Source organism: Streptomyces sp. NPDC001902 (genome assembly GCF_042891295.1).
GTDB lineage: Bacteria > Actinomycetota > Actinomycetes > Streptomycetales > Streptomycetaceae > Actinacidiphila.
The window spans coordinates 24,746-42,864 of record NZ_JBIATA010000025.1 but is presented as its reverse complement, the minus strand read 5'-3'; the positions used below and the strand labels follow the sequence as shown (position 1 = coordinate 42,864).

At 71.7% G+C, this 18,119-nt stretch carries 21 protein-coding genes and 1 pseudogene; 16 read left to right on the top strand and 6 right to left on the bottom strand.

Annotated features, from left to right (window positions below; all coding sequences use genetic code 11):
- Window positions 1-24 precede the first annotated feature (24 nt).
- From ACFYYN_RS32340 to ACFYYN_RS32325, 4 genes are all read left to right on the top strand, one after another.
- Window positions 25-939 (top strand): ABC transporter ATP-binding protein, encoded by a 915-nt coding sequence (locus tag ACFYYN_RS32340; protein ID WP_500548555.1) that lies wholly within the window; start codon window positions 25-27, stop codon window positions 937-939.
- Window positions 936-1,955: an ABC-2 membrane transporter-related protein gene (locus ACFYYN_RS32335; protein WP_500548554.1), complete on the top strand. Its 1,020-nt coding sequence runs from the start codon at window positions 936-938 to the stop codon at window positions 1,953-1,955. Before ACFYYN_RS32340 ends, ACFYYN_RS32335 begins: the two co-directional genes overlap by 4 nt.
- Window positions 1,956-2,119: 164 nt before the next feature.
- On the top strand, window positions 2,120-2,875 hold the full coding sequence (locus tag ACFYYN_RS32330) for an SDR family NAD(P)-dependent oxidoreductase (protein ID WP_500548647.1): 756 nt from the start codon (window positions 2,120-2,122) through the stop codon (window positions 2,873-2,875).
- A 123-nt stretch (window positions 2,876-2,998) separates the two neighbouring features.
- Window positions 2,999-3,838, top strand: a complete 840-nt coding sequence (locus ACFYYN_RS32325) for a helix-turn-helix transcriptional regulator (RefSeq protein ID WP_500548553.1) — start codon at window positions 2,999-3,001, stop codon at window positions 3,836-3,838.
- 30 nt (window positions 3,839-3,868) lie between these two features.
- On the opposite strand, the gene ACFYYN_RS32320 is transcribed toward ACFYYN_RS32325, so the two are convergent.
- Window positions 3,869-5,677 (bottom strand): thiamine pyrophosphate-requiring protein, encoded by a 1,809-nt coding sequence (locus ACFYYN_RS32320; RefSeq protein ID WP_500548552.1) that lies wholly within the window; start codon window positions 5,675-5,677, stop codon window positions 3,869-3,871.
- A 278-nt stretch (window positions 5,678-5,955) separates the two neighbouring features.
- Between ACFYYN_RS32320 and ACFYYN_RS32315 the strand changes: the two genes are divergently transcribed.
- A complete protein-coding gene (locus ACFYYN_RS32315) occupies window positions 5,956-7,146 on the top strand; it encodes a zinc-dependent alcohol dehydrogenase (protein ID WP_500332390.1) in 1,191 nt (396 codons plus the stop codon).
- Between the two features lie 459 nt (window positions 7,147-7,605).
- On the opposite strand, the gene ACFYYN_RS32310 is transcribed toward ACFYYN_RS32315, so the two are convergent.
- Window positions 7,606-7,830, bottom strand: coding sequence for a CDGSH iron-sulfur domain-containing protein (locus ACFYYN_RS32310; RefSeq protein WP_500548551.1), 225 nt, complete (start codon window positions 7,828-7,830; stop codon window positions 7,606-7,608).
- On the bottom strand, window positions 7,811-8,467 hold the full coding sequence (locus ACFYYN_RS32305) for a HemK2/MTQ2 family protein methyltransferase (protein ID WP_500323962.1): 657 nt from the start codon (window positions 8,465-8,467) through the stop codon (window positions 7,811-7,813). Before ACFYYN_RS32305 ends, ACFYYN_RS32310 begins: the two co-directional genes overlap by 20 nt.
- 215 nt (window positions 8,468-8,682) lie before the next feature.
- On the opposite strand from ACFYYN_RS32305, the gene ACFYYN_RS32300 reads away from it, so the two are divergent.
- The 10 genes and pseudogenes from ACFYYN_RS32300 (at window position 8,683) to ACFYYN_RS32255 (ending at window position 15,447) form a co-directional block, all read left to right on the top strand.
- Window positions 8,683-10,413 (top strand): PP2C family protein-serine/threonine phosphatase, encoded by a 1,731-nt coding sequence (locus tag ACFYYN_RS32300; protein ID WP_500548550.1) that lies wholly within the window; start codon window positions 8,683-8,685, stop codon window positions 10,411-10,413.
- An 82-nt stretch (window positions 10,414-10,495) separates the two neighbouring features.
- Window positions 10,496-11,653, top strand: coding sequence for a PP2C family protein-serine/threonine phosphatase (locus ACFYYN_RS32295; RefSeq protein WP_500548549.1), 1,158 nt, complete (start codon window positions 10,496-10,498; stop codon window positions 11,651-11,653).
- A gap of 129 nt (window positions 11,654-11,782) precedes the next feature.
- Window positions 11,783-12,619: a Rieske (2Fe-2S) protein gene (locus tag ACFYYN_RS32290; RefSeq protein WP_500323965.1), complete on the top strand. Its 837-nt coding sequence runs from the start codon at window positions 11,783-11,785 to the stop codon at window positions 12,617-12,619.
- 39 nt (window positions 12,620-12,658) lie between these two features.
- Window positions 12,659-13,135 carry a hypothetical protein gene (locus ACFYYN_RS32285; RefSeq protein WP_500440198.1) on the top strand — a complete coding sequence of 159 codons (477 nt, stop codon included), beginning with the start codon at window positions 12,659-12,661 and terminating at the stop codon, window positions 13,133-13,135.
- Window positions 13,136-13,296: 161 nt separating this feature from the next.
- The gene (locus tag ACFYYN_RS32280; protein ID WP_500323967.1) at window positions 13,297-13,623 is read left to right on the top strand and encodes a plasmid stabilization protein; all 327 of its coding nucleotides are present in this window, start codon (window positions 13,297-13,299) and stop codon (window positions 13,621-13,623) included.
- A 30-nt stretch (window positions 13,624-13,653) separates the two neighbouring features.
- On the top strand, window positions 13,654-13,809 hold the full coding sequence (locus ACFYYN_RS32275; RefSeq protein ID WP_326579019.1) for a DUF6131 family protein: 156 nt from the start codon (window positions 13,654-13,656) through the stop codon (window positions 13,807-13,809).
- A 140-nt stretch (window positions 13,810-13,949) separates the two neighbouring features.
- Window positions 13,950-14,636, top strand: a complete 687-nt coding sequence (locus ACFYYN_RS32270; RefSeq protein WP_500548548.1) for a UdgX family uracil-DNA binding protein — start codon at window positions 13,950-13,952, stop codon at window positions 14,634-14,636.
- A 24-nt stretch (window positions 14,637-14,660) separates the two neighbouring features.
- Window positions 14,661-14,891 carry a DUF6480 family protein gene (locus tag ACFYYN_RS32265; RefSeq protein WP_500323969.1) on the top strand — a complete coding sequence of 77 codons (231 nt, stop codon included), beginning with the start codon at window positions 14,661-14,663 and terminating at the stop codon, window positions 14,889-14,891.
- Window positions 14,892-14,942: 51 nt separating this feature from the next.
- Window positions 14,943-15,157: pseudogene (locus tag ACFYYN_RS32260) on the top strand (hypervirulence associated TUDOR domain-containing protein).
- A gap of 107 nt (window positions 15,158-15,264) precedes the next feature.
- Window positions 15,265-15,447 (top strand): hypothetical protein, encoded by a 183-nt coding sequence (locus ACFYYN_RS32255; protein ID WP_500323971.1) that lies wholly within the window; start codon window positions 15,265-15,267, stop codon window positions 15,445-15,447.
- Between the two features lie 311 nt (window positions 15,448-15,758).
- Here the strand turns inward: ACFYYN_RS32255 and ACFYYN_RS32250 are convergent, their stop codons facing one another.
- Entirely contained in the window at window positions 15,759-16,319 is a 561-nt protein-coding gene (locus ACFYYN_RS32250) for a hemerythrin domain-containing protein (protein WP_500548547.1), read from the bottom strand.
- A gap of 226 nt (window positions 16,320-16,545) precedes the next feature.
- Here ACFYYN_RS32250 and ACFYYN_RS32245 point away from each other — a divergent pair, with 226 nt between their 5' ends.
- A complete protein-coding gene (locus ACFYYN_RS32245; RefSeq protein ID WP_500548546.1) occupies window positions 16,546-17,220 on the top strand; it encodes an HhH-GDP family DNA glycosylase in 675 nt (224 codons plus the stop codon).
- Window positions 17,221-17,373: 153 nt separating this feature from the next.
- On the opposite strand, the gene ACFYYN_RS32240 is transcribed toward ACFYYN_RS32245, so the two are convergent.
- Both ACFYYN_RS32240 and ACFYYN_RS32235 read right to left on the bottom strand, forming a co-directional pair.
- A complete protein-coding gene (locus tag ACFYYN_RS32240; RefSeq protein WP_500548545.1) occupies window positions 17,374-17,712 on the bottom strand; it encodes a DUF3040 domain-containing protein in 339 nt (112 codons plus the stop codon).
- A 176-nt stretch (window positions 17,713-17,888) separates the two neighbouring features.
- Window positions 17,889-18,056 (bottom strand): DUF5670 family protein, encoded by a 168-nt coding sequence (locus ACFYYN_RS32235; protein WP_018561957.1) that lies wholly within the window; start codon window positions 18,054-18,056, stop codon window positions 17,889-17,891.
- Window positions 18,057-18,119: the final 63 nt, after the last annotated feature.

Genomic DNA, 18,119 nt, shown 5'->3' with positions numbered 1-18,119 from the left:
GAAGACCACAGGGGCCACCACGTCATGACCGATTCCCCCATCGTCCCCGCCGTCGAGACCATCGGGCTGGGCAGGCGCTACCGCCGCGGGTGGGCGCTGCGCGACACCTCCTTCCGCCTGCCCGCGGGGCGCGTCTGCGCGCTCGTCGGCCCCAACGGCGCGGGCAAGACGACCCTGCTGTCCCTGGCCGCCGACCTGATCACGCCGACCACCGGCACGATCACGCTGTCCGGGCACCGTCCCGGCAGCGCGCGGGCCCGCCGGAGCACCGCGTTCCTCAGCCAGCAGAAGGCCCTCTACCCGCGGTTCCGCGTCAGCGAGGTCCTGCGCATGGGCCAGGAGCTGAACCCCACCTGGCACCAGGAGACCGCCGAGTCCGTCATTGACGCCGGCGGGGTCCCCCTGAACGCCCGGGTCGGCACCCTCTCGGGCGGACAGGCCACCCGCGTCGCCTTCGCCCTCGCCCTGGGCAAGCGCCCCCGGCTGATGCTCCTGGACGAGCCGATGGCCGACCTGGACCCCCTGGTCCGGCACCAGATGACCGACATCCTCCAGTCCGAGGCCCGGCGGCACGGTTCGACGGTCGTGATGTCCTCGCACCTGGTCTCCGAGCTGGAGAGCGCCTGCGACTACCTCGTGCTCGTCAACAACGGCACCGTACGGCTGGCCGGCGAGGTGGAACTCCTCCTCGCCGGGCACCGGCAGCTCACCACGCGCCGACGGGAGGACCTGGACGGCCACCAGGTCATCGCGACCACCGGCAGCGACGGAGGGTTCACCTCGCTGGTGCGGACCCCCGACGCACCGCCCCACGACGCCGACCACCGCGCCCCCACCCTGGAGGAGCTCGTCCTCGGGTACCTGAGGACGCCCGACGCACCCGCGCTGCTCACCCCGAGCGCGCAGGTCAGCACCGGCGGCGAGGTGGTGGCGGCATGAGCGTCGGCACCCGCACCGGCACGCCCACCGGCACGCGCACCGTCGTCCGCCGCCGACCGCGACTGCACGGGCTGACCTGGCTGATCTGGCGGCAGAACCGCACCGCCTTCTGGATCGGACTGGCGGCCGCGGCAGCGATCGCCGTCTACGCCGTCGTACAGCACCAGCACATCGCCGCGGCCGTCGCCGCGCAGCACCTCGACGCCTGCCACGGCCACGAGTACTCCGACTCCTGCCTCGGCCGCCTCAACACGTTCGGGCAGCGGTACCAGTTCCCGATGCGGCGGCCGCTCCAGGCGATGCTGCTGCTGCCGTTCCTGTTCGGGCTGTTCCTCGGCGGGCCACAACTCGCGCAGGAGCTGGAATCGGGCACGTACCGCACGGTGGCCACCCAGTCCGTGACCCGCATGCGCTGGTTCGCGGCGAAGCTGGGTGTGCCGCTCGCCATGACCGCGGTCGTCAGCGGCGTCATCGCCGCCGCCATGACCTGGTGGTGGCACCCCGTCGCCAAGACCATGGGCCCCCTGTTCGACTGGCACATGTGGTACCCGTTCTACGGGGTCGGGCCGGTCGTCGTCGGCCTCAGCGTCCTGCTCTACCTCCTCGGGACGACCCTCGGCCTCGTCCTGCGCCGTACCGTCCTGGCCATGGGGGCGACCCTCGTCACCGGCGCCGGGCTGTTCGCCCTGCTGGAAGCGGTCCGGCCCGGCATCTGGCCGGTCAGCACCGCGTACGCGCAGCACACCTCGGAACCGCCGGCCCCCAGGACCGCGTGGCTGCTGGCGGACGGCCCGCTGTCCAAGGACGGGCGGCGCGTGGCCGAGGCCTGGGACTGCTACGCCGCCGGGAACGTGAAGCAGTGCCTCGCCTCCCGCGGCATCAGCGGCCGCTGGGCGGAGTACCACCCCGCGTCGGACTTCTGGCCGCTGCAATGGACGGCCACGGGCCTGTGCCTGGCACTGGGCGTCGGGCTGGCCGCCCTGTGCGTGTGGTGGATCCGCCGGAACCCCGCCTGATCGGATCCGCGTTCCTCGGGCGACCCGCCAAAGGGGGACCGGCGCTCCCTGGATCGGTGATGCCTTCATCCGTTCGGCGCCCCCGCCGAATCTGGTGGTGAGCGGTTCGGGGCCCGGCCAGGGCCCCGAGCGCGGACCGAGATGCAGGAGAGCTGAACATGAGCGTGAACACGATCGCGGTGATCACCGGCGGCAACCGGGGACTGGGCCGGGCCACGGCCCTCGCGCTGGGCGCCGCCGGGACGGACGTCGTCCTCACCTACCGGAGCAGCGAGAAGGAAGCCGAGGAGGTGGTGGAGGCACTGACCGCCATGGGGCGCCGGGCGGCCGCGCTGCGGCTGGACACCACCGCGTTCGCGGACTTCCCGGGCTTCGCGCGGACGCTGGGCGACACCCTGCGCGCCACATGGGGGCGCGAGTCGTTCGACTTCCTGGTCAACAACGCGGGCGTGGGGGCGGTGAGCCCGCTGGGCGCCACCAGTGCCGAGGCCTTCGACCTCATGGTCGACGTGCACTTCAAGGGCGTGTTCTTCCTGACCCAGGAGCTGCTCCCGCTGCTCGCGGACGGCGGGCGGATCGTCAACACCTCCACCGGGCTGACGCGGTTCGTGGGCGAGGGCTGGTCGGTGTACGCGGCGGTCAAGTCGGCCGTCGAGACCTACACCCGGTACCTGGCCAAGGAGCTGGGCCCGCGGCGCATCAGCGTCAACGCGGTCGCCCCGGGTCCCGTCGCGACGGACTTCGGCGGCGGGATGATCCGTGACGACGACGGGCTGCGGACGGCGATGGCCGAGCGGGCGGCGCTCGGCCGGGTCGGGGAGCCGGAGGACATCGGGCCGGTGGTCGCCGCGCTGCTGGCACCGGGCACCGGCTGGATCACCGGCCAGCGCGTCGAGGCCTCCGGCGGCACGCTCCTGTAGCCCGCCGGTACGCCCGCCCATTCGTCCACCCGTACGCCCGGCCGCCCACCCGCGGCCGGGCGTACCCTTCGGACCGAGCGGCCGGGGCGCACCCGGCCGCGGCGGTCGCGACGAGGAAACACCATGGACCGAGCACAACTGGCCGACTTCCTGCACACCCGGCGGGAGGCGCTCCAGCCGGAGGACGTGGGCCTGCCACGCGGGCCCCGCCGCCGCACCCGCGGCCTGCGCAGGGAGGAGGCCGCCGTGCTGTGCGGCATGTCCACGGACTACTACGCCCGGCTGGAGCAGCAGCGCGGCCCGCAGCCGTCCGAGCCGATGCTCGCGGCCATCGCCCGGGGGCTGCGGCTGTCCCTGGACGAACGCGACCACCTGTTCCGGCTGGCCGGGCACAACACCCCCAGCCGGGCACTGCGCGGCGACCACGTCAGCCCGGGCATGATGCGCATCCTGGACCGGCTCGCGGACACCCCGGCCCAGGTGATCACCGCGCTGGGGGAGACCCTGCTGCAGACGCGCCTGTCGGTCGCGCTGCTCGGGGACGAGACGCGCTTCACCGGACCGGCCCGCAGCTTCGTCTACCGCTGGTTCACCGACCCCGCCGCCAGGCATGCCTACCACGAGGACGACCGGCCCGGGCTGAGCCGCCGCTTCGTCGCCGACCTGCGCGCGGTCTACTCCCGGCTCGGCGCGGACTCGCGGGCCGGGGCCATCGTCGAGGCCTTGCTCGCGCAGAGCCCGGAGTTCCGCGACCTGTGGCAGGCACACGAGATCGGCGTGCGGTGCGGCGAGGTGAAGCGTCTGCTCCACCCGGAGCTGGGGCTGCTCGAACTGAACTGCCAGGTGCTGTACGACGCCGACCAGGCCCAGTCCCTGCTCGTCTACACCGCCACCCCGGGCTCGGAGACCCACGAGAAGCTGCAACTGCTCCCGGTGCTCGGCGACCGCGCGCCCGGCACCTGAGCCGCGGCCCTCCGGCCGCGGCGGGCGGGCTCACGGTTCGCCGTGGCCGTGGCGCCCGCGGCCGGGCAGCATCTCCTGCACCTTCGCCTTGAAGCCCTGCCGGACCATGGCGGCGCGATCGGAGTCCCCCTTGAGGACGGACGCGGCCGCCGCCTCGATCTGGTCCAGCGTGGCGTGCGGCGGGATCGGCGGGACGGCGGGGTCGGTGCGGAAGTCCAGGACGAACGGACGGTCCGCGGCCAGCGCCCGCTCCCAGGCCCCCTCCACCTCGCCCGGCTTCTCCAAGCGGAGGCCGTCCAGACCGATGGAGCGGGCGAAGTCGGCGTAGGCGACGTCCGGCAGGGCTTGGGAGGGCAGGAACTGCGGCGCTCCGGACATGGCGCGCATCTCCCAGGTCACCTGGTTGAGGTCGCCGTTGTTGAGCACGGCCACGACCATCCTCGGATCGGACCACTCGCGGTAGTACTTGGCGGCGGTGATGAGCTCCGCCATCCCGTTCATCTGCATCGCCCCGTCACCGACCAGGGCGATCGCCGGGCGGTCCGGGTGGGCGAACTTCGCGCCGATCACGTACGGCACACCGGGCCCCATGGTGGCGAGCGTGCCGGACAGGGAACCGCGCATGCTGCCGCGCATCCGCAAGTGCCGGGCGTACCAATTGGCCGCGGAACCGGAGTCGGCGGCCAGGATGACGTCCTCGGGCAGGAGCGCGTCCAGCGCGTGCACGACGTACTCGGGGTTGATCGGGTCCGCTGCGACGCCGGCACGGCGCTCCATGACCTCCCACCAGCGGGCCGTGTCCTTCTCGATCTTCCTGCGCCAGCTGCCGTGCTTCTTGCGTTCCAGCTTCGGCAGCAGCCGCGTCAGAGTCGTCCTGGCGTCGCCGACGAGGTTCACCTCGAACGGGTAGCGCAGGCCGACCATGAAGGGGTCGATGTCGATCTGCACCGCGCGGACCTTGCCGAACTCCGGCAGGAACTGGCTGTAGGGGAAGCTGGAGCCGATCACCAGCAGGGTGTCGCAGTCCTGCATCAGCTCGTAGCTGGGCCGGGTTCCCAGCAGGCCGATCGCCCCCGTGACGTACGGCAGTTCGTCCGACAGCGCGTCCTTGCCGAGCAGCGCCTTGGCCACACCGGCGCCGAGCGTGTCGGCCAGCTGCTCCACCTCGGGCCGTGCGCCGCGCGCTCCTTGACCGATGAGGACGGCCACCTTCTCGCCCGCGTTGAGCACCTCGGCCGCCCTGTCCAGATCGGCCTCGTCGGGGACCAGGGTGAAGGACGGCATGCCCAGGCTGGACGGCACCATCTTGAACGCGTGCTGCGGTGGGGAGTAGTCGAGTTCCTGGACATCGGCCGGGATGATCACGGCCGTGACCGTCCGCTTCGCGGCCGCCACCCGCATCGCCCGGTCGATGACGTTCGGCAGCTGCTCGGGGACGGTCACCATCTCCACGTACTCCGAGGCGACGTCCTTGAACAGGCTCAGCAGATCCACCTCCTGCTGGTACGAGCCGCCCATCGCGCTGCGGTTGGTCTGCCCGACGATCGCCACCACCGGAACGTGGTCGAGCTTCGCGTCGTACAGGCCGTTGAGGAGATGGATGGCGCCGGGGCCCGACGTGGCCGCGCAGACGCCGACCCTGCCGGAGAACTTGGCGTACCCCACCGCCTGGAAGGCGGCCATCTCCTCGTGGCGGGCCTGGACGAACCGCGGGTTGTCGTCCGCCCGGCCCCAAGCGGCGAGCAGTCCGTTGATGCCGTCACCGGGATAGGCGAAGACGTGCTCGACGTCCCATTCGCGAAGCCGCTGCAGAACGTAGTCGGACACCTTGATGGACATGGGAGTCACCCTCCGGTTCGGCTCAACGTCGTCGGTGGCGGCGCACCGTGACGGCCGCACCGGTCGCCCCGGCCACGAGGGCGGCGGCGGTAGCGTCGTCCGCTTCCGCTCGTCGGTGAACCGACTCGGCGCCCCAGTCACGCGTTCCCGGACCGTACGGTCTCTAACGCCCCCCGGCGCGGACCGGCCGGATGACGGCACGCACGGCGGTTCACCGGCGTGTCCTCGGGTACCCGATGGTCCTGCCGTGAAGGACAACCGCGAGGAAGTGATCGATCATGCGGGCGACCGTGTGGCACGGCAAGCACGACGTACGGGTCGAGACCGTGCCCGACCCCCGGATCGAAGAGCCGACCGACGCGGTGGTGCGCATGACGTCCACCGGCCTGTGCGGATCGGACCTGCACCTGTACGAGGTCCTCGCCCCGTTCATGACGCCCGGCGACATCCTGGGGCACGAACCCATGGGCATCGTCGAGGAGACCGGCTCCGAGGTGGACAACCTGGCGCCCGGCGACCGCGTCGTGGTGCCGTTCCAGATCGCCTGCGGCACCTGCTACATGTGCCGCGAGGGGCTGCCGACGCAGTGCGAGACGACCCAGGTCACCGAGTACGGCTGCGGGGCGGAGCTCTTCGGCTACACCAAGCTCTACGGGCGCGTCCCCGGGGCCCAAGCGGAGTACCTACGGGTGCCGCAGGCGCAGTTCGGCCCGATCAAGGTTCCGGACGGGCCGCCCGACGACCGGTACGTCTACCTCTCCGACGTCCTGCCCACGGCCTGGCAGGCGGTGAAGTACGCCGACGTCCCCCAGGGCGGCAGCGTGGTCGTCCTGGGCCTGGGGCCGATCGGCGACATGTGCTGCCGCGTCGCCCGCCACCTGGGTGCGGGCAAGGTCATCGGGGTCGACCACGTACCGGAACGGCTGACCAGGGCGCGCCGTGACGGCGCCCAGGTCTTCAGCCTCGACGAGTACGAGGACCAGGACGATCTCGTGAAGGCCGTCCGGAACGCCACCGACGGCCGCGGCCCGGACGCCGTGATCGACGCGGTGGGTACCGAGGCCCACGGCAGCACCCTCGGCAAGCTGGTCCAGCAGTCCGCCGGTCTGCTGCCCCGCGCCTGGGCGGCCAAGCTCATGCAAAACGTCGGCGTCGACCGCCTCGGGGCCCTGCATCTGGCCATCGAACTGGTCCGCCGCGGCGGCACGATCTCGGTGAGCGGCGTGTACGGCGGCATGACCGACCCGCTGCCGATGCTGACCCTGTTCGACAAGCAGATCCAGTTGCGCATGGGCCAGGCGAACGTCCGGCGCTGGAGCGACGAGATCCTCCCGCTCCTGACCGACGAGGACCCGCTCGGCGTCGACGGCTTCGCCACGCACCACGTCTCGCTGGAGGAGGCCCCCCAGGCCTACGACATGTTCCAGAAGAAGGCCGACGGCGCCATCAAGGTCCTCATGCACCCGTGAGGGACGATCCCGCCGGGGAACCCACCGGGCATTCCGCAAGTCTCCCCACGCCGGGAGGGGTCCGTGTGCCACGCCGCGGGTCTTGGCGGGCGGCTGAGTTCACCCGGTTGTCCCATCAAGGCGGATGCCGCGGTGCCGATACCGCGGTAGTGCGCTGAGGAATCCGGTCGACAGGCTCCCTGCGTCCCGCGGCCCCGGGACGTACCCTCCGTTGAGGCTCTGCCCGCCCCGGAAGCGGGCTGGGCACGTGGCTTGGACCAGAGCGACGTGCTGCTGCAAGTCGTGCGGGAGCTGTGCGCCCGCGGGCTGCTCACCGTGCGTCCCCCGAGCACCGATTCCGAGGCGCGGACCGTGTCCGACCATCGCCGCTGAGATCCGGCTTCCGACGCTGGAGGACGCTACAAAAGGCCCGCATGCCGCCCTCACCGTCGCGAGCCGGGCAACCGCCGTTCCGGCCACCTAATCCGCGGGAGCCGGGGCAGGCCGGGCGCGCCGGCGATGGCTGGTGTCGCACCACGGGTAGGTGCGGCTGCGGCGGCAGGCGCAGACGGCCACGACGAAGCGGTCGGAACGCACGACACGGCCGTCGTCCAGGACCACCTCGACGGGGCCCTCGATCAGGATCGGGCCGTCCCGGGTGATCGTCACGCGCGTCGGCGCCGGTTCACCGCTCACGTTCGGCACGGATCACCACCAGCTCTTCCTTGTCTTCCCCCGCGGCTATCAGCCCTTGGGCCTGCAGCCATGCCGACCGGTCGCGCAGCACGGGACCGAAGGGGATGTACCGGCGCTCGGTGACCGCGGCCCGCAGTCCGGCGTGACGCAGCCGGCCCAGGGTGCGCTCGACACAGCAGAGAGCCGAGTGGACCAGGAGCAGGACTCCTCCCGGGGCGAGCAGCGGCGGCACGTCGGAGCAGATGCGGTCCAGCAGCGCGCGGCCGTCGGACCCCGCATCCCACGCCAGGGCGCGACCGCGGGTCGGTAGGTCCGCCTGCGGCGACGGAACGTACGGCGGATTGGCCGTGATGAGGTCGAAGCGGTGGCCCGTCACGGGTGCGGTGAGGTCGCCGCGCAGGACCTTGACGCGCAGGCCGTTGAGGCGGGCGTTGAGCCAGGTGGTGCACACCGCGCCCAGGGATGCGTCCACGGCGGTCACCTGCGCGGCGCCGCGCTCGGCGGCGGTCAGGGCCAGCGCGCCGCTGCCCGTCCCCAGATCGAGGACTTCGGTGCCGTCGGCGAGAGGCTCCCGCTTCAGTGCCTCTTCGAGGAGGAGCGTGTCGTCCTGGGGGCGGTACACCCCTGGCGGGGACAAAAGCCACATAGGGCACGACTACCCCGCGGCCCCGGAACTATCATGAACTTGAGGGCAAGGTACGGGACCGGCCGCTCCGTGTGGGCGGCCTCCTCCAGGTTCTGCGCCCCCGTGCCGGGCGCTGTCGTCGCGCCCCTTCGTCGGCGAGAGCGTGAGCCGACCGCATGGGATCCTGGTGCGCGGGTAAGCCGGGAAAGCTGGGTTGCACCGGAGGACAGGGGAACATGGACGCCGTCGTACCGGACACCGGACCGCCCTTCCTGGAGGGATCGCGGGCCCTGCGTGTGGGCATGCCCGACAGCCTGCTGGACGGCGTCATGGCGCCCGCCTACGTGGTGGACGGCGAGGGGTCGATCATCGCGGCCAACGAGGCGGCAGGGACCCTCCTGCAAAGGTCCACCGCGGATCTCCTCGGCCAGGACGCACATGACCTGCTCCACCGTGACAGCCACGGTCACACCCTGCCGCGCTCCCGTTGCGAGATGCGTGACGCCCTGCTCACGGAACGCACCCGGCACGGCGACGTCGGGTGGTTCGCCCGGGGTGACGGCAGCCTGCTCGGGCTGTCCTGGTTCCTGACGCCGTACGGCCTGGGGCCCGGAAGGCCGGGGGCCCTGGTCATGCTCTACCAGCGACAGGAGGCGGCAACGACCGACCAGGAGCCGGCAGCGGGGCTCTCGACGCCGCTGACGGAGCTCGACCGTCTCGCCCTCCTCGCGGAGACCACCACCCAGCTCACCTCGACACTCGACGTGAACGAGGCGCTGCACCGCCTGGCCGCCCTGACCGTGCCGCTGCTGGCGGACTGGGCGGTCGTCGACCTCCTCGCCGAGAACGAGGAGGTGCGGCGCGCCCTGGTGGTCCAGAACAAGGACGGTCTCCTGATCGAGCGCGCGGACCTGCAAGGGCCCATGCCGCCGGTGCCGCAGGAATCCCCGATGCCGCTGTCCCGCGCCTTGCGCGGCGCCGCGTCGACCATCGCCACCGCCTCGACGTACCACGGTCCTCCGGACTCCGGGATCGCGGTCGAGCAGCACCGGCTCTTCGAGAGGACGGGCATGCACTCCGCGGCCATCGCCCCGATCCGTGGGCTGCGGGACGTGCTCGGGGCGCTCACCCTGGGCCGCTCGGAACGCCCGGACGGCTTCACCGCCGGTGACCTGCCGCTGCTGGAGGACGTGACCCGCCGGGCGGGACTGGCGCTGGACAACGCCCGCCTCTACCAGAGGCAGCGCAAGGTCTCCGAGACCATGCAGCGTCACCTGCTGCCCCAGATGCCCACGATCCCCGGCCTGCAGATGACCGCCAGGTACGTCCCGGCCCCGCAGGCCTCGCAGGTCGGCGGTGACTGGTACGACGCGTTCCCTCTCGTCGACGGCGCCACCGCACTGGCCATAGGCGACGTCGTCGGACACGACCTCGACGCCGCCGGCGGCATGGCACAGGTCCGGAACATGCTGCGCGCCTTCGCCTGGTCGGATCCCGAGTCGCCCAGCGCCGTCGTCACGCGCCTCGACCAGGCCGTCATGCACACCGCCGAAGTGCCCATGGCGACCATGATCTTCGCGCGGCTCACCAGCGCCGATGACAGGCTGTGGCGACTGGAGTGGACCAACGCGGGCCATCCGCCGCCGCTCCTGGTGACCCACGACGGGCAGACCAGCTTCCTCACCGAGGGCCACGGCATCCTGCTCGGCACGGGCACCGACAAGCCGCGCCAGGACGCCGTCGTCACCCTGCCCCCGCAGGCCACCCTCGTGCTGTACACCGACGGGTTGGTCGAGTCGACCAGGCACTCCATCGACGTCGGCCTCGACCGGCTCCGCCAGCACGCCGCTTCCCTGGCCCGGCGCCCCCTGGATTCGTTCAGCGACTCGCTGCTGAGCCAGGTCCGCCCCCACGACAATGACGACGACGTCGCCTTCCTCGCGCTGCGCACACCCGCCGCCCCGTAGGACCGGGCCGGCCGCCGTCGGATGCGTCCTGTGAGTGAAGCGGCCAGGGTGGGAAGAAGTGCAGGGAGCTAGGGAGGTCGCCGTGTCGCATGACCAGCTCGGGCTCGACGACGTACTCACGGCAGCGGAGGCAGCCTCGCCGGTGAACTCGCTGGACGTGGTGGCGCGCAACCTGAGGGAGCGGTTCGGGGCCCGCTCGGTGTCGTTGCTGCTCCCCGACGTCATCGGCCAGAAGATGGTGCGGGTCAGCGAGGACGCGGACTCGCAGCAGGTCAGGAGCGCCGATCAGGTTCCGCTGCACGGCAGCGTCTACCACGACGTGCTGCGCAGCCAGCAGGTGACGCGGGTACCCGGCGACGGGACGGGTGAGCGGGTGATCGCGCCCGTCACCAACCGGGGCGACACGATCGGGGTGCTGGAGCTGACCCTGCCGGACGCCACCGACGACGTGCTGGGACAGGTTGCCGAGGCGGCGCTCGCGCTGGCGTACATCGTCGTGACCGATCGCCGCTTCACCGACGTCTACCAGTGGGGCAAGCGCACGACGCCGATGACCTTGGCGGCCGAGATCCAGCGGCAGCTGCTGCCCACGGCCTCCTGCTGCACGGTGAACGAGTTCACCGTCGCCGGGGCGCTGGTGCCCGCGGATTCCATCGGCGGTGACACCTACGACTTCACCCTGGACTACGACACGCTGCACCTGTCGATCACCGACGCGATGGGCCACGACATCAGGTCGGCGATGCTGGCCACCGTCCTGGTGAACGCCTCCCGCCGCGCCCGCCGTGCCGGGTGCGACCTGGCGGAGCAGGCCCGCCAGATGCACGAGGCGATCCAGCAGCACGGCAGTCACGGGCTGGCCACCGGGCAGCTGGTCCGTGTCGCCCTGGACGGAACCGGCTTTCAATTGGTCAACGCGGGGCACCCATGGCCCCTGCGCCTGCGCGACGGAACGGTCGAGGAACTGCGCCTCGCCGTGGACCTTCCCTTCGGAGTCCCTTCCCCGGCTCCCCACCGGGTTCAAGACCTCGACGTGCGCGCCGGGGACCGGCTCGTGCTCTACACCGACGGCATGCAGGAGCGCCGGGCCCGCGGCGTGGACCTGGCCGTCATGCTCCGCGACTCCGCCGCCGAGCACCCCCGCGAAGTGGTCGAGATGATGACGTCCGCCGTGTCCGTCGCCTGCCACGGCCACCTGGAGGACGACGCCTCGATCGTGTGCCTGGACTGGCGTACGTAGAAGGCCACGGTTGCCGCACGGCCGGATGCCGGGTTTGTCGTGGAGTGAGGAGGAAAGCCGCTCCACATGAGGCTTATGAGGCTTACGAGCGAAAAGCAAGGATCCCCGAACGCCGCCCTTCCTGCGGCGATGGACACCCTCGAAGGGCAGGAGTGGCTCGACGGGCTTGCCGCCGTCGTCCGCAAGGCCGTGCGTGCCCTGCCCCTGGGCCGGGGGCGCGACGCGCTGCGCGGGCTGTGGCTCGGCCACCCCGTGCACCCGGTACTCGTCCAGGTGCCGATCGGTGCCTGGACCTCAGCCGGGGTGCTCGACCTGCTCCCCGGCGAGAGCCGTGCCGCCCGCCGTCTGGTGGCGCTGGGCCTGGTCTCCGCGGTGCCCGCGGCCCTCGCCGGATGGGTGGACTGGGCGGAGCAGCGTCCCCGGCAGGCCCGCGTGGGCCTGGTCCACGCGACCGCCAACGCCGTCGCCGTCACCGCGTACGCCTGCTCACTCGCGGCCCGGATCAAGGGCCGCCCGGTCCTCGGCCGGGCCCTCGGCTTCGGCGGCATGACCGTGGCCACGGTGGGCGGGGTGCTCGGTGGCCACCTCGCCTACCGGCAGGGCGCCGGCGTGAACCACGCCGAGGCGGTGCCGGTGCTGGTGGAGCCGGGCTGGCATCGCGTCGGCGTGCCGCAGGACTTCCCGTTCGGCGAGCCGGTGCGGCGGATGGCCGACGAGGCGGCCGTGGTCGTGGTGCGCGCGGACGACGGGCGGTTCCACGCCCTGGCCGACCGCTGCAATCACATGGACGGCCCCCTGCACGAGGGCAAGGTCATCGAGGGCTGCCTCGAATGTCCCTGGCACGGCAGCCAGTTCCGCCTGTCGGACGGTGCGAACGTCCAGGGGCCGGCGACCGCGCCGCAGCCCCGCTTCGAGTGCCGGATAGCCGCCGACGGGCAGGTCGAGGTCCGGCTGGCGCGGTCCTGAGTCACCCTGGGCCACCCTGAGCCACGAGGAGGAACTGCCATGAGTCAGCAGGCTCTCGAGATCTACATGAACGACCATCTGGCGGGCTCCACCACCGGGCAGCTGATCTCACGTCACCTCGCCGACCACCACCGCTCCACGCCGCACGGCGACGAACTGCGGCGCGTGGCCGACGAGATCGCCGAGGACCGGCAGAGCCTCCTCGACCTGATGGCCGCGCTCGACGTCCCGGCGCGACGTCACAAGGTCTACGCGGGGTGGCTCGCCGAGAAGGCGCGCCTGCTCAAGCTCAACGGCCGGGTCGTCCGCCGTTCCGGCCTGAGCACGGTCATCGAACTGGAGGCGCTGCGCCTGGGCATCGAGGGGAAGAGCCTGCTGTGGCAGTCGCTCCTGTCGCTCACACCGAAGAAGGATCTGGACGAGGACCGGCTGCGCACCCTCCTGGACCGCGCGCAGGAGCAGATCGACACGGTGGAGACCGTACGCCGCGAAGCCGTCGGCGCCGGCCTCGGGTGATCCCGGCCGCCGCTACAGCCCGCAACGGCGTGCCGTCGCGCGCTCCGTGGCAACGCCTGTGGCGTCCTCCGCCGTCAGGCCGTTCGGGTGAAAAGTGTGATGATCCTCCGTTTCGGGGTAGCCGTGACTCAAGACCAAGATGAGCAAATGGGGTGAATCACATGCCCGCAGGGTCGAGTCGCAAGCGGGAGCGGCAGTACGAGCACATCAAGGAGAGCGCCGAGAACCGGGGCGAGAGCGAGAAGCGGGCCAAGGAGATCGCCGCCCGTACGGTCAACAAGGAACGCGCCCGGGCGGGTGAGTCCAAGACCGCCAGCCGCTCCTCCATCGAGGACATGTCCTCGGGCAAACGCGGCGGTCAGCGCTCCGGCAAGGGTTCCCAGGGACCCACTCGCGACCAGCTCTACGCGGAGGCCAAGCGCCGCAACGTCGACGGTCGCTCCCACATGAACAAGGCCGAACTCCAACGCGCCCTCGGCGACAGCTGAGCGTACGCGGGTCAACCAGCGGAGGACATCATGCTCATCCTCGGCATCATCCTGCTGATCATCGGCTTCCTCACCGGGATCTCGATCCTGTGGACCATCGGGATCATCCTCGTGGTCATCGGCCTCGTGCTCTGGGTGCTGGGCGCCGTGGGGCACAGCGTCGGCGGGCGCAAGCACTATTGGTAGGCGGCGCGGGTCCGGTCGTCAGCCAGTCCGGAGGCCGCGCGCGACCGCCATGGCGGCCGCGCGCGGCCACGGCCGTGGTGACGCGACACCCAGGTCTGCCCTGACCGGCTTCCCACCAAGGCCGCGGGGTAGGCACCCCCATGGCGGACTATGACGCCTCGCCCTACGTCCCCGAGGACGCGGACCTGGCGGCGCTGAGCAGCGCGGCCGCGGGGTGCCGGGGGTGCCCGCTGTACGCGGATGCCACCCAGACCGTCTTCGGGCACGGGGAGCCGTCCGCGAGGCTCGTACTGGTGGGCGAGCAGCCCGGGGACCAGGAGGACCGGCAGGGCCTTCCCTTCGTCGGCCCTGCCGGGAAGGTGCTGCGCAGGGCGCTGGACGAGTCCGGGATCGATCCGGCCGACGCCTACGTCACCAACGCCGTGAAGCACTTCAAGTTCACCGTCCCGGAGCGCGGCAGGCGGAGGATCCACAAGCAGCCCACGCTCCGCGAGGTCGCCGCGTGCAAGCCCTGGCTGGAGGCCGAGCTGGAACGGATCGCCCCCCGGATCGTGGTCGCCCTCGGCGCGACCGCCGCCAAGGCCCTGATGGGCCCGGAGTTCCGGGTCACCCGGCAGCGCGGGAAGCTTCTGACGCCGGGCGTGCCCCTCGACGGGGCGCACGTCCTCGCCACCGTCCACCCCTCCGCCGTACTGCGCGCCGGCGAGAACCGCGAGGAGATGTACGCCGGACTGGTGGCGGACCTGCGCGTGGTGGCCGATGCCCTCGGACGATCCGATTCCGTTTCCCGGGCCGGGTCACGGGCAGATGCTCAGCAGATGCACTGACCGCGTCCCTCTGGGAGGTGTGCCATGAGCACGCCGCATGCAGCCGACCGTTCCGCCCCGAGCAGCAGTGCCGAACGCAAGGTGCCCCCCACGGAGACACCCCCGGCGGAAAGCAGCACCACCCACGGAATCTCCCTTCCCGAGCGGCCGGAACTTCGCAAGGCGTGGGGATTCGCGCCGCTGGTGCTGATCTTCTGCGTCGTCGCGATCTTCCTCGCGGGAGTGATCGCCATGATCGTCGCACTCTCCTCCTAGGTACGGCGCGGGGGCACCCGGACATACGAACGCCTTCGCGAGGAGGAATCCATGGCCGAGCGCGACCTGAGCAAGGGCGACGAGGTGTCGTGGAAGAGCCACGGCCAGAAGGTGACCGGCAAGGTCAAGAAGAAGGTCACCAAACGGACCCGGGCGGCGGGCCGCACCGTCGACGCCTCGAGTGAGGACCGCAGTACGAGGTCGAGAGCGACAAGTCCGGGCGCTCGGCGGTCCACAAGCCGGGGGCACTGGGCAAGGACGGGTGAGCCGCGGGCAACGAGGGCGGCGTCGGTCAGGGCTCCATGCGATGCCCGCCGTCCGCGGCGGATGTCACCCCGCGTCCGTCGATACAGGCACCCGAAAGGAGACACACGTGAAGCGCGACGAGACGCCCGAAGGTGCGGAGCACACCGCCCCGCCGCCGAAGGACCAGCAGGATCTCCAGCAGGCCCGCGGGCACCGCGGGCGCGATCCCGACACGGCGGAACGGGGACGACCGGACACCGACGTTCCCGACGCGCCGCGCGACCTTCCACCGCAAGAACCCCCCGACTGACGATCGAGCCGACCGGGGGACACGAGGTGATCCCGGACGCCGTGAGGGGGGACCCGGCGTCCGGGGCGTTCACCCACCATGCGGCTGCCTCACCGCAGAATCCGGATGCCCCGGATTCGCGGTCCCACACACGGCTGGAGGCCGGCTTCGCTGGGCTCGGGGGAGAACCTCAACGAACACGTGGTGGGCGGCGGATGGCCCGCCGCGGACGTCCGCCACGAGATGCTCGTGGAACCCCGGTCACCGCCGTGTCAGGCCCCTGTGCCGTTCCGGCGGTCGCCCGCCGGAACGGCCCGTGAGGCGGGCTCGCGTCAGGAACGGCCGCGGCCGGTGATGAAGTCGCGTGCCCGGTCCACCAGTCCGGTCCCCGGTGCCAGGAGCTTGTTGCCGGGCGGGGTGTCCGGGGCGCTCGGGTGCGGGCGGGTCGGGGCGACCTTCTTGGCCCGGCGGACCTGGTCCCCGAGCTCGTAGAGCTGCTCGGGCGTGCAGGCCTGCGCCAGGCCCGGGAAGAGCTGCTGCTCCTCCTCCCTGACGTGCTCGGTGACATCGGTGATCAACTTTCCCACCATTTCGTCGAACCGGGCGTCGTCGATGTCGACGTCCTCCAGGTCCTTGAGGACCTGTTCGACCTCGGCGTGTTCCTGGATCTCCTTGTCGGCCAGGGCGTCCCCGCCGGGCAGGTGCTTGCGGACGGCCGGGTAGAGGTACATCTCCTCGGCCACCGAGTGGCGTACGAGCTCGATGGTGACCTCGTCGAGCACGTTCCGGCGTTCCTTGTCACCCGCGGGCAGGGCCCGCAGACGGGCGAAGTACTCCTCCACCTCGCGGTGGTCGGCTGTGAGCTCTGCGATCACGTTTCCACCGTGTCCCATCACATGACTCCCTTCCGGGTCGGTGTGCGGTCGACGGTCTTCTCCGGGGCTGCTTCCCGGTCCCACGGAGGACACGCCCCCTTCGTCAGCCATCCGGACGACGATCTTCGGCCAGGGCCGCCACCACGTGGATTCCGGGATCGATCGCTACGCCGTGTAGGGCGCGGGTGGCCGGGTAGCAGCCTGCACTGAGGCGGTGATCCGCTTCCGGAGAAGGTGATGCGTGATGGCCGGGACCACCGGACCCCGGGACCGTACGAAGGACAAGGCGAAGGTCGAGGCCTTGCTGGACAGCGAGGGCCACACCTATGCCGAGGACGCCGGCATCAAGCTGAAGAACACCCCGCAGCCGCTCTACCAGGCGCTGGTGGCAGCCTGCCTGCTCAGTGCCCGGATCAAGGCGTCCGTGGCCACTGACGCGGCTCACGAGCTCTTCGCCGCGGGCATGCGCGACCCGCGCCGGATGCGCGACGCCACCTGGCAGCAGCGGGTCGACGCGCTGGGCAGGGGACACTACCGGCGCTACGACGAACGGACGGCGACGCAGTTGGGGGACGGGGCGGAGCTGCTCCTTGACCGCTACGGCGGCGACCTGCGCCGGTTGCGGGACGAGGCGGACGGCGACCCGGACGAGATCCGGCGCGCTCTGCGCCAGGTTCCCGGGCTCGGGCCGGTCGGCGTGGAGATCTTCCTGAGGGAGGTGCAGGCGGTCTGGCCGGAGACGGGCCCCCTGTTCGACGACAAGGCCCTGCAGGGCGCCAAGCGGCTCGGCCTTCCGGCTCGGCCGGAAGAGCTGGCGGCCCTGGTGCCCAAGGCCGCCCACGCGGTCTTCGCTGCGGCCCTGGTGCGGGCGGCGCTCGACCGCCACGTGGCCGAGGAGGTCGCCGCCGCCCAGCCCTGAGCGGGAGTTTTCCAGTGGCGAGCTTGCCACTTCCCGGTCGGGGGGCGGCATGATGCCGGGCTCGGGGGCTCGCTGTGCGCGACGCCCCTGGCGTGACGAGGTGACCGCGGCCGTGGCCCTCGCCGCGCTCACCGTCCGCCGGCTGAGGGTCCGTTACACGACCTGCCTGCGCCGACCGATGCGCCGCCAGGGCGGGGTCGGCCACGCGGCGGCGAGCAAGGTGACGGCCCACGAGGCCGCGCCGACCCACACCAGCGGGGTCTCCTTGGTCAGCGTCGCCGACAGCAGCAGTGCCAGGGTGGTGCCGGCGAGGAAGGTCACCAGCAGGGAGCGTGGCCACCGCGCGAACCGCGCCGCGATCTCCCGCAGGGGGGTACGCACGCGCATGGTGCGCAGTCGCCGGGCGAGCGCCCGGTCCTCACGGCGGAGCAAACGCTCGATTCCGTCGAGAGCCATGCGTTCCCGGACGGTGAGCCGGCAGTCCTCCCTCATCGGCGTCTCCTGGAGGCGTGGGCCGGGCTGCTCCGGCCATCTCTGCCCCGCGTGTACCCCGTTGTGCGGCAGGGACCGCCGCCGCGGCAGGAATGACCTGATACGACCGGTGGCGGACGACGGACGGGGGCCCGCCGCGATGCGCGGCGGGCCCCCGGCGTGCTGCGGGCGAGAGGTCACCATCGGTACCAGCGGCGGCGCCCACCGCCTTCGGCGGCCCGGAACACGAAGCCGAGCAGCCACACCACCAGCACGATGATGGCGATCCACCACAGGGCCTTGAGGGCGAAGCCCGCACCGAAGAGGATCAGGGCGAGCAGCAGGACAAGAAGCAAGGGAACCATGTCGTCAACCTCCTGACCCCGCGTCTGCCCTGGTGTTCCGTGACCATGCACCACCGTGCCGCG

What these genes read in the sequence shown, in the direction of transcription:
- ACFYYN_RS32275 (WP_326579019.1), top strand. Translation starts at nt 13,654, where the DNA reads ATGCTCATCCTCGGCATCATCCTGCTGATCATCGGCTTCCTCACCGGG.
- ACFYYN_RS32320 (WP_500548552.1), bottom strand. Translation starts at nt 5,677, where the DNA reads ATGTCCATCAAGGTGTCCGACTACGTTCTGCAGCGGCTTCGCGAATGG.
- ACFYYN_RS32290 (WP_500323965.1), top strand. Translation starts at nt 11,783, where the DNA reads ATGGACACCCTCGAAGGGCAGGAGTGGCTCGACGGGCTTGCCGCCGTC.
- ACFYYN_RS32335 (WP_500548554.1), top strand. Translation starts at nt 936, where the DNA reads ATGAGCGTCGGCACCCGCACCGGCACGCCCACCGGCACGCGCACCGTC.
- ACFYYN_RS32285 (WP_500440198.1), top strand. Translation starts at nt 12,659, where the DNA reads ATGAGTCAGCAGGCTCTCGAGATCTACATGAACGACCATCTGGCGGGC.
- ACFYYN_RS32325 (WP_500548553.1), top strand. Translation starts at nt 2,999, where the DNA reads ATGGACCGAGCACAACTGGCCGACTTCCTGCACACCCGGCGGGAGGCG.
- ACFYYN_RS32235 (WP_018561957.1), bottom strand. Translation starts at nt 18,056, where the DNA reads ATGGTTCCCTTGCTTCTTGTCCTGCTGCTCGCCCTGATCCTCTTCGGT.
- ACFYYN_RS32245 (WP_500548546.1), top strand. Translation starts at nt 16,546, where the DNA reads ATGGCCGGGACCACCGGACCCCGGGACCGTACGAAGGACAAGGCGAAG.
- ACFYYN_RS32305 (WP_500323962.1), bottom strand. Translation starts at nt 8,467, where the DNA reads ATGTGGCTTTTGTCCCCGCCAGGGGTGTACCGCCCCCAGGACGACACG.
- ACFYYN_RS32300 (WP_500548550.1), top strand. Translation starts at nt 8,683, where the DNA reads ATGGACGCCGTCGTACCGGACACCGGACCGCCCTTCCTGGAGGGATCG.
- ACFYYN_RS32270 (WP_500548548.1), top strand. Translation starts at nt 13,950, where the DNA reads ATGGCGGACTATGACGCCTCGCCCTACGTCCCCGAGGACGCGGACCTG.
- ACFYYN_RS32250 (WP_500548547.1), bottom strand. Translation starts at nt 16,319, where the DNA reads ATGGGACACGGTGGAAACGTGATCGCAGAGCTCACAGCCGACCACCGC.
- ACFYYN_RS32265 (WP_500323969.1), top strand. Translation starts at nt 14,661, where the DNA reads ATGAGCACGCCGCATGCAGCCGACCGTTCCGCCCCGAGCAGCAGTGCC.
- ACFYYN_RS32240 (WP_500548545.1), bottom strand. Translation starts at nt 17,712, where the DNA reads ATGAGGGAGGACTGCCGGCTCACCGTCCGGGAACGCATGGCTCTCGAC.
- ACFYYN_RS32315 (WP_500332390.1), top strand. Translation starts at nt 5,956, where the DNA reads ATGCGGGCGACCGTGTGGCACGGCAAGCACGACGTACGGGTCGAGACC.
- ACFYYN_RS32280 (WP_500323967.1), top strand. Translation starts at nt 13,297, where the DNA reads ATGCCCGCAGGGTCGAGTCGCAAGCGGGAGCGGCAGTACGAGCACATC.
- ACFYYN_RS32340 (WP_500548555.1), top strand. Translation starts at nt 25, where the DNA reads ATGACCGATTCCCCCATCGTCCCCGCCGTCGAGACCATCGGGCTGGGC.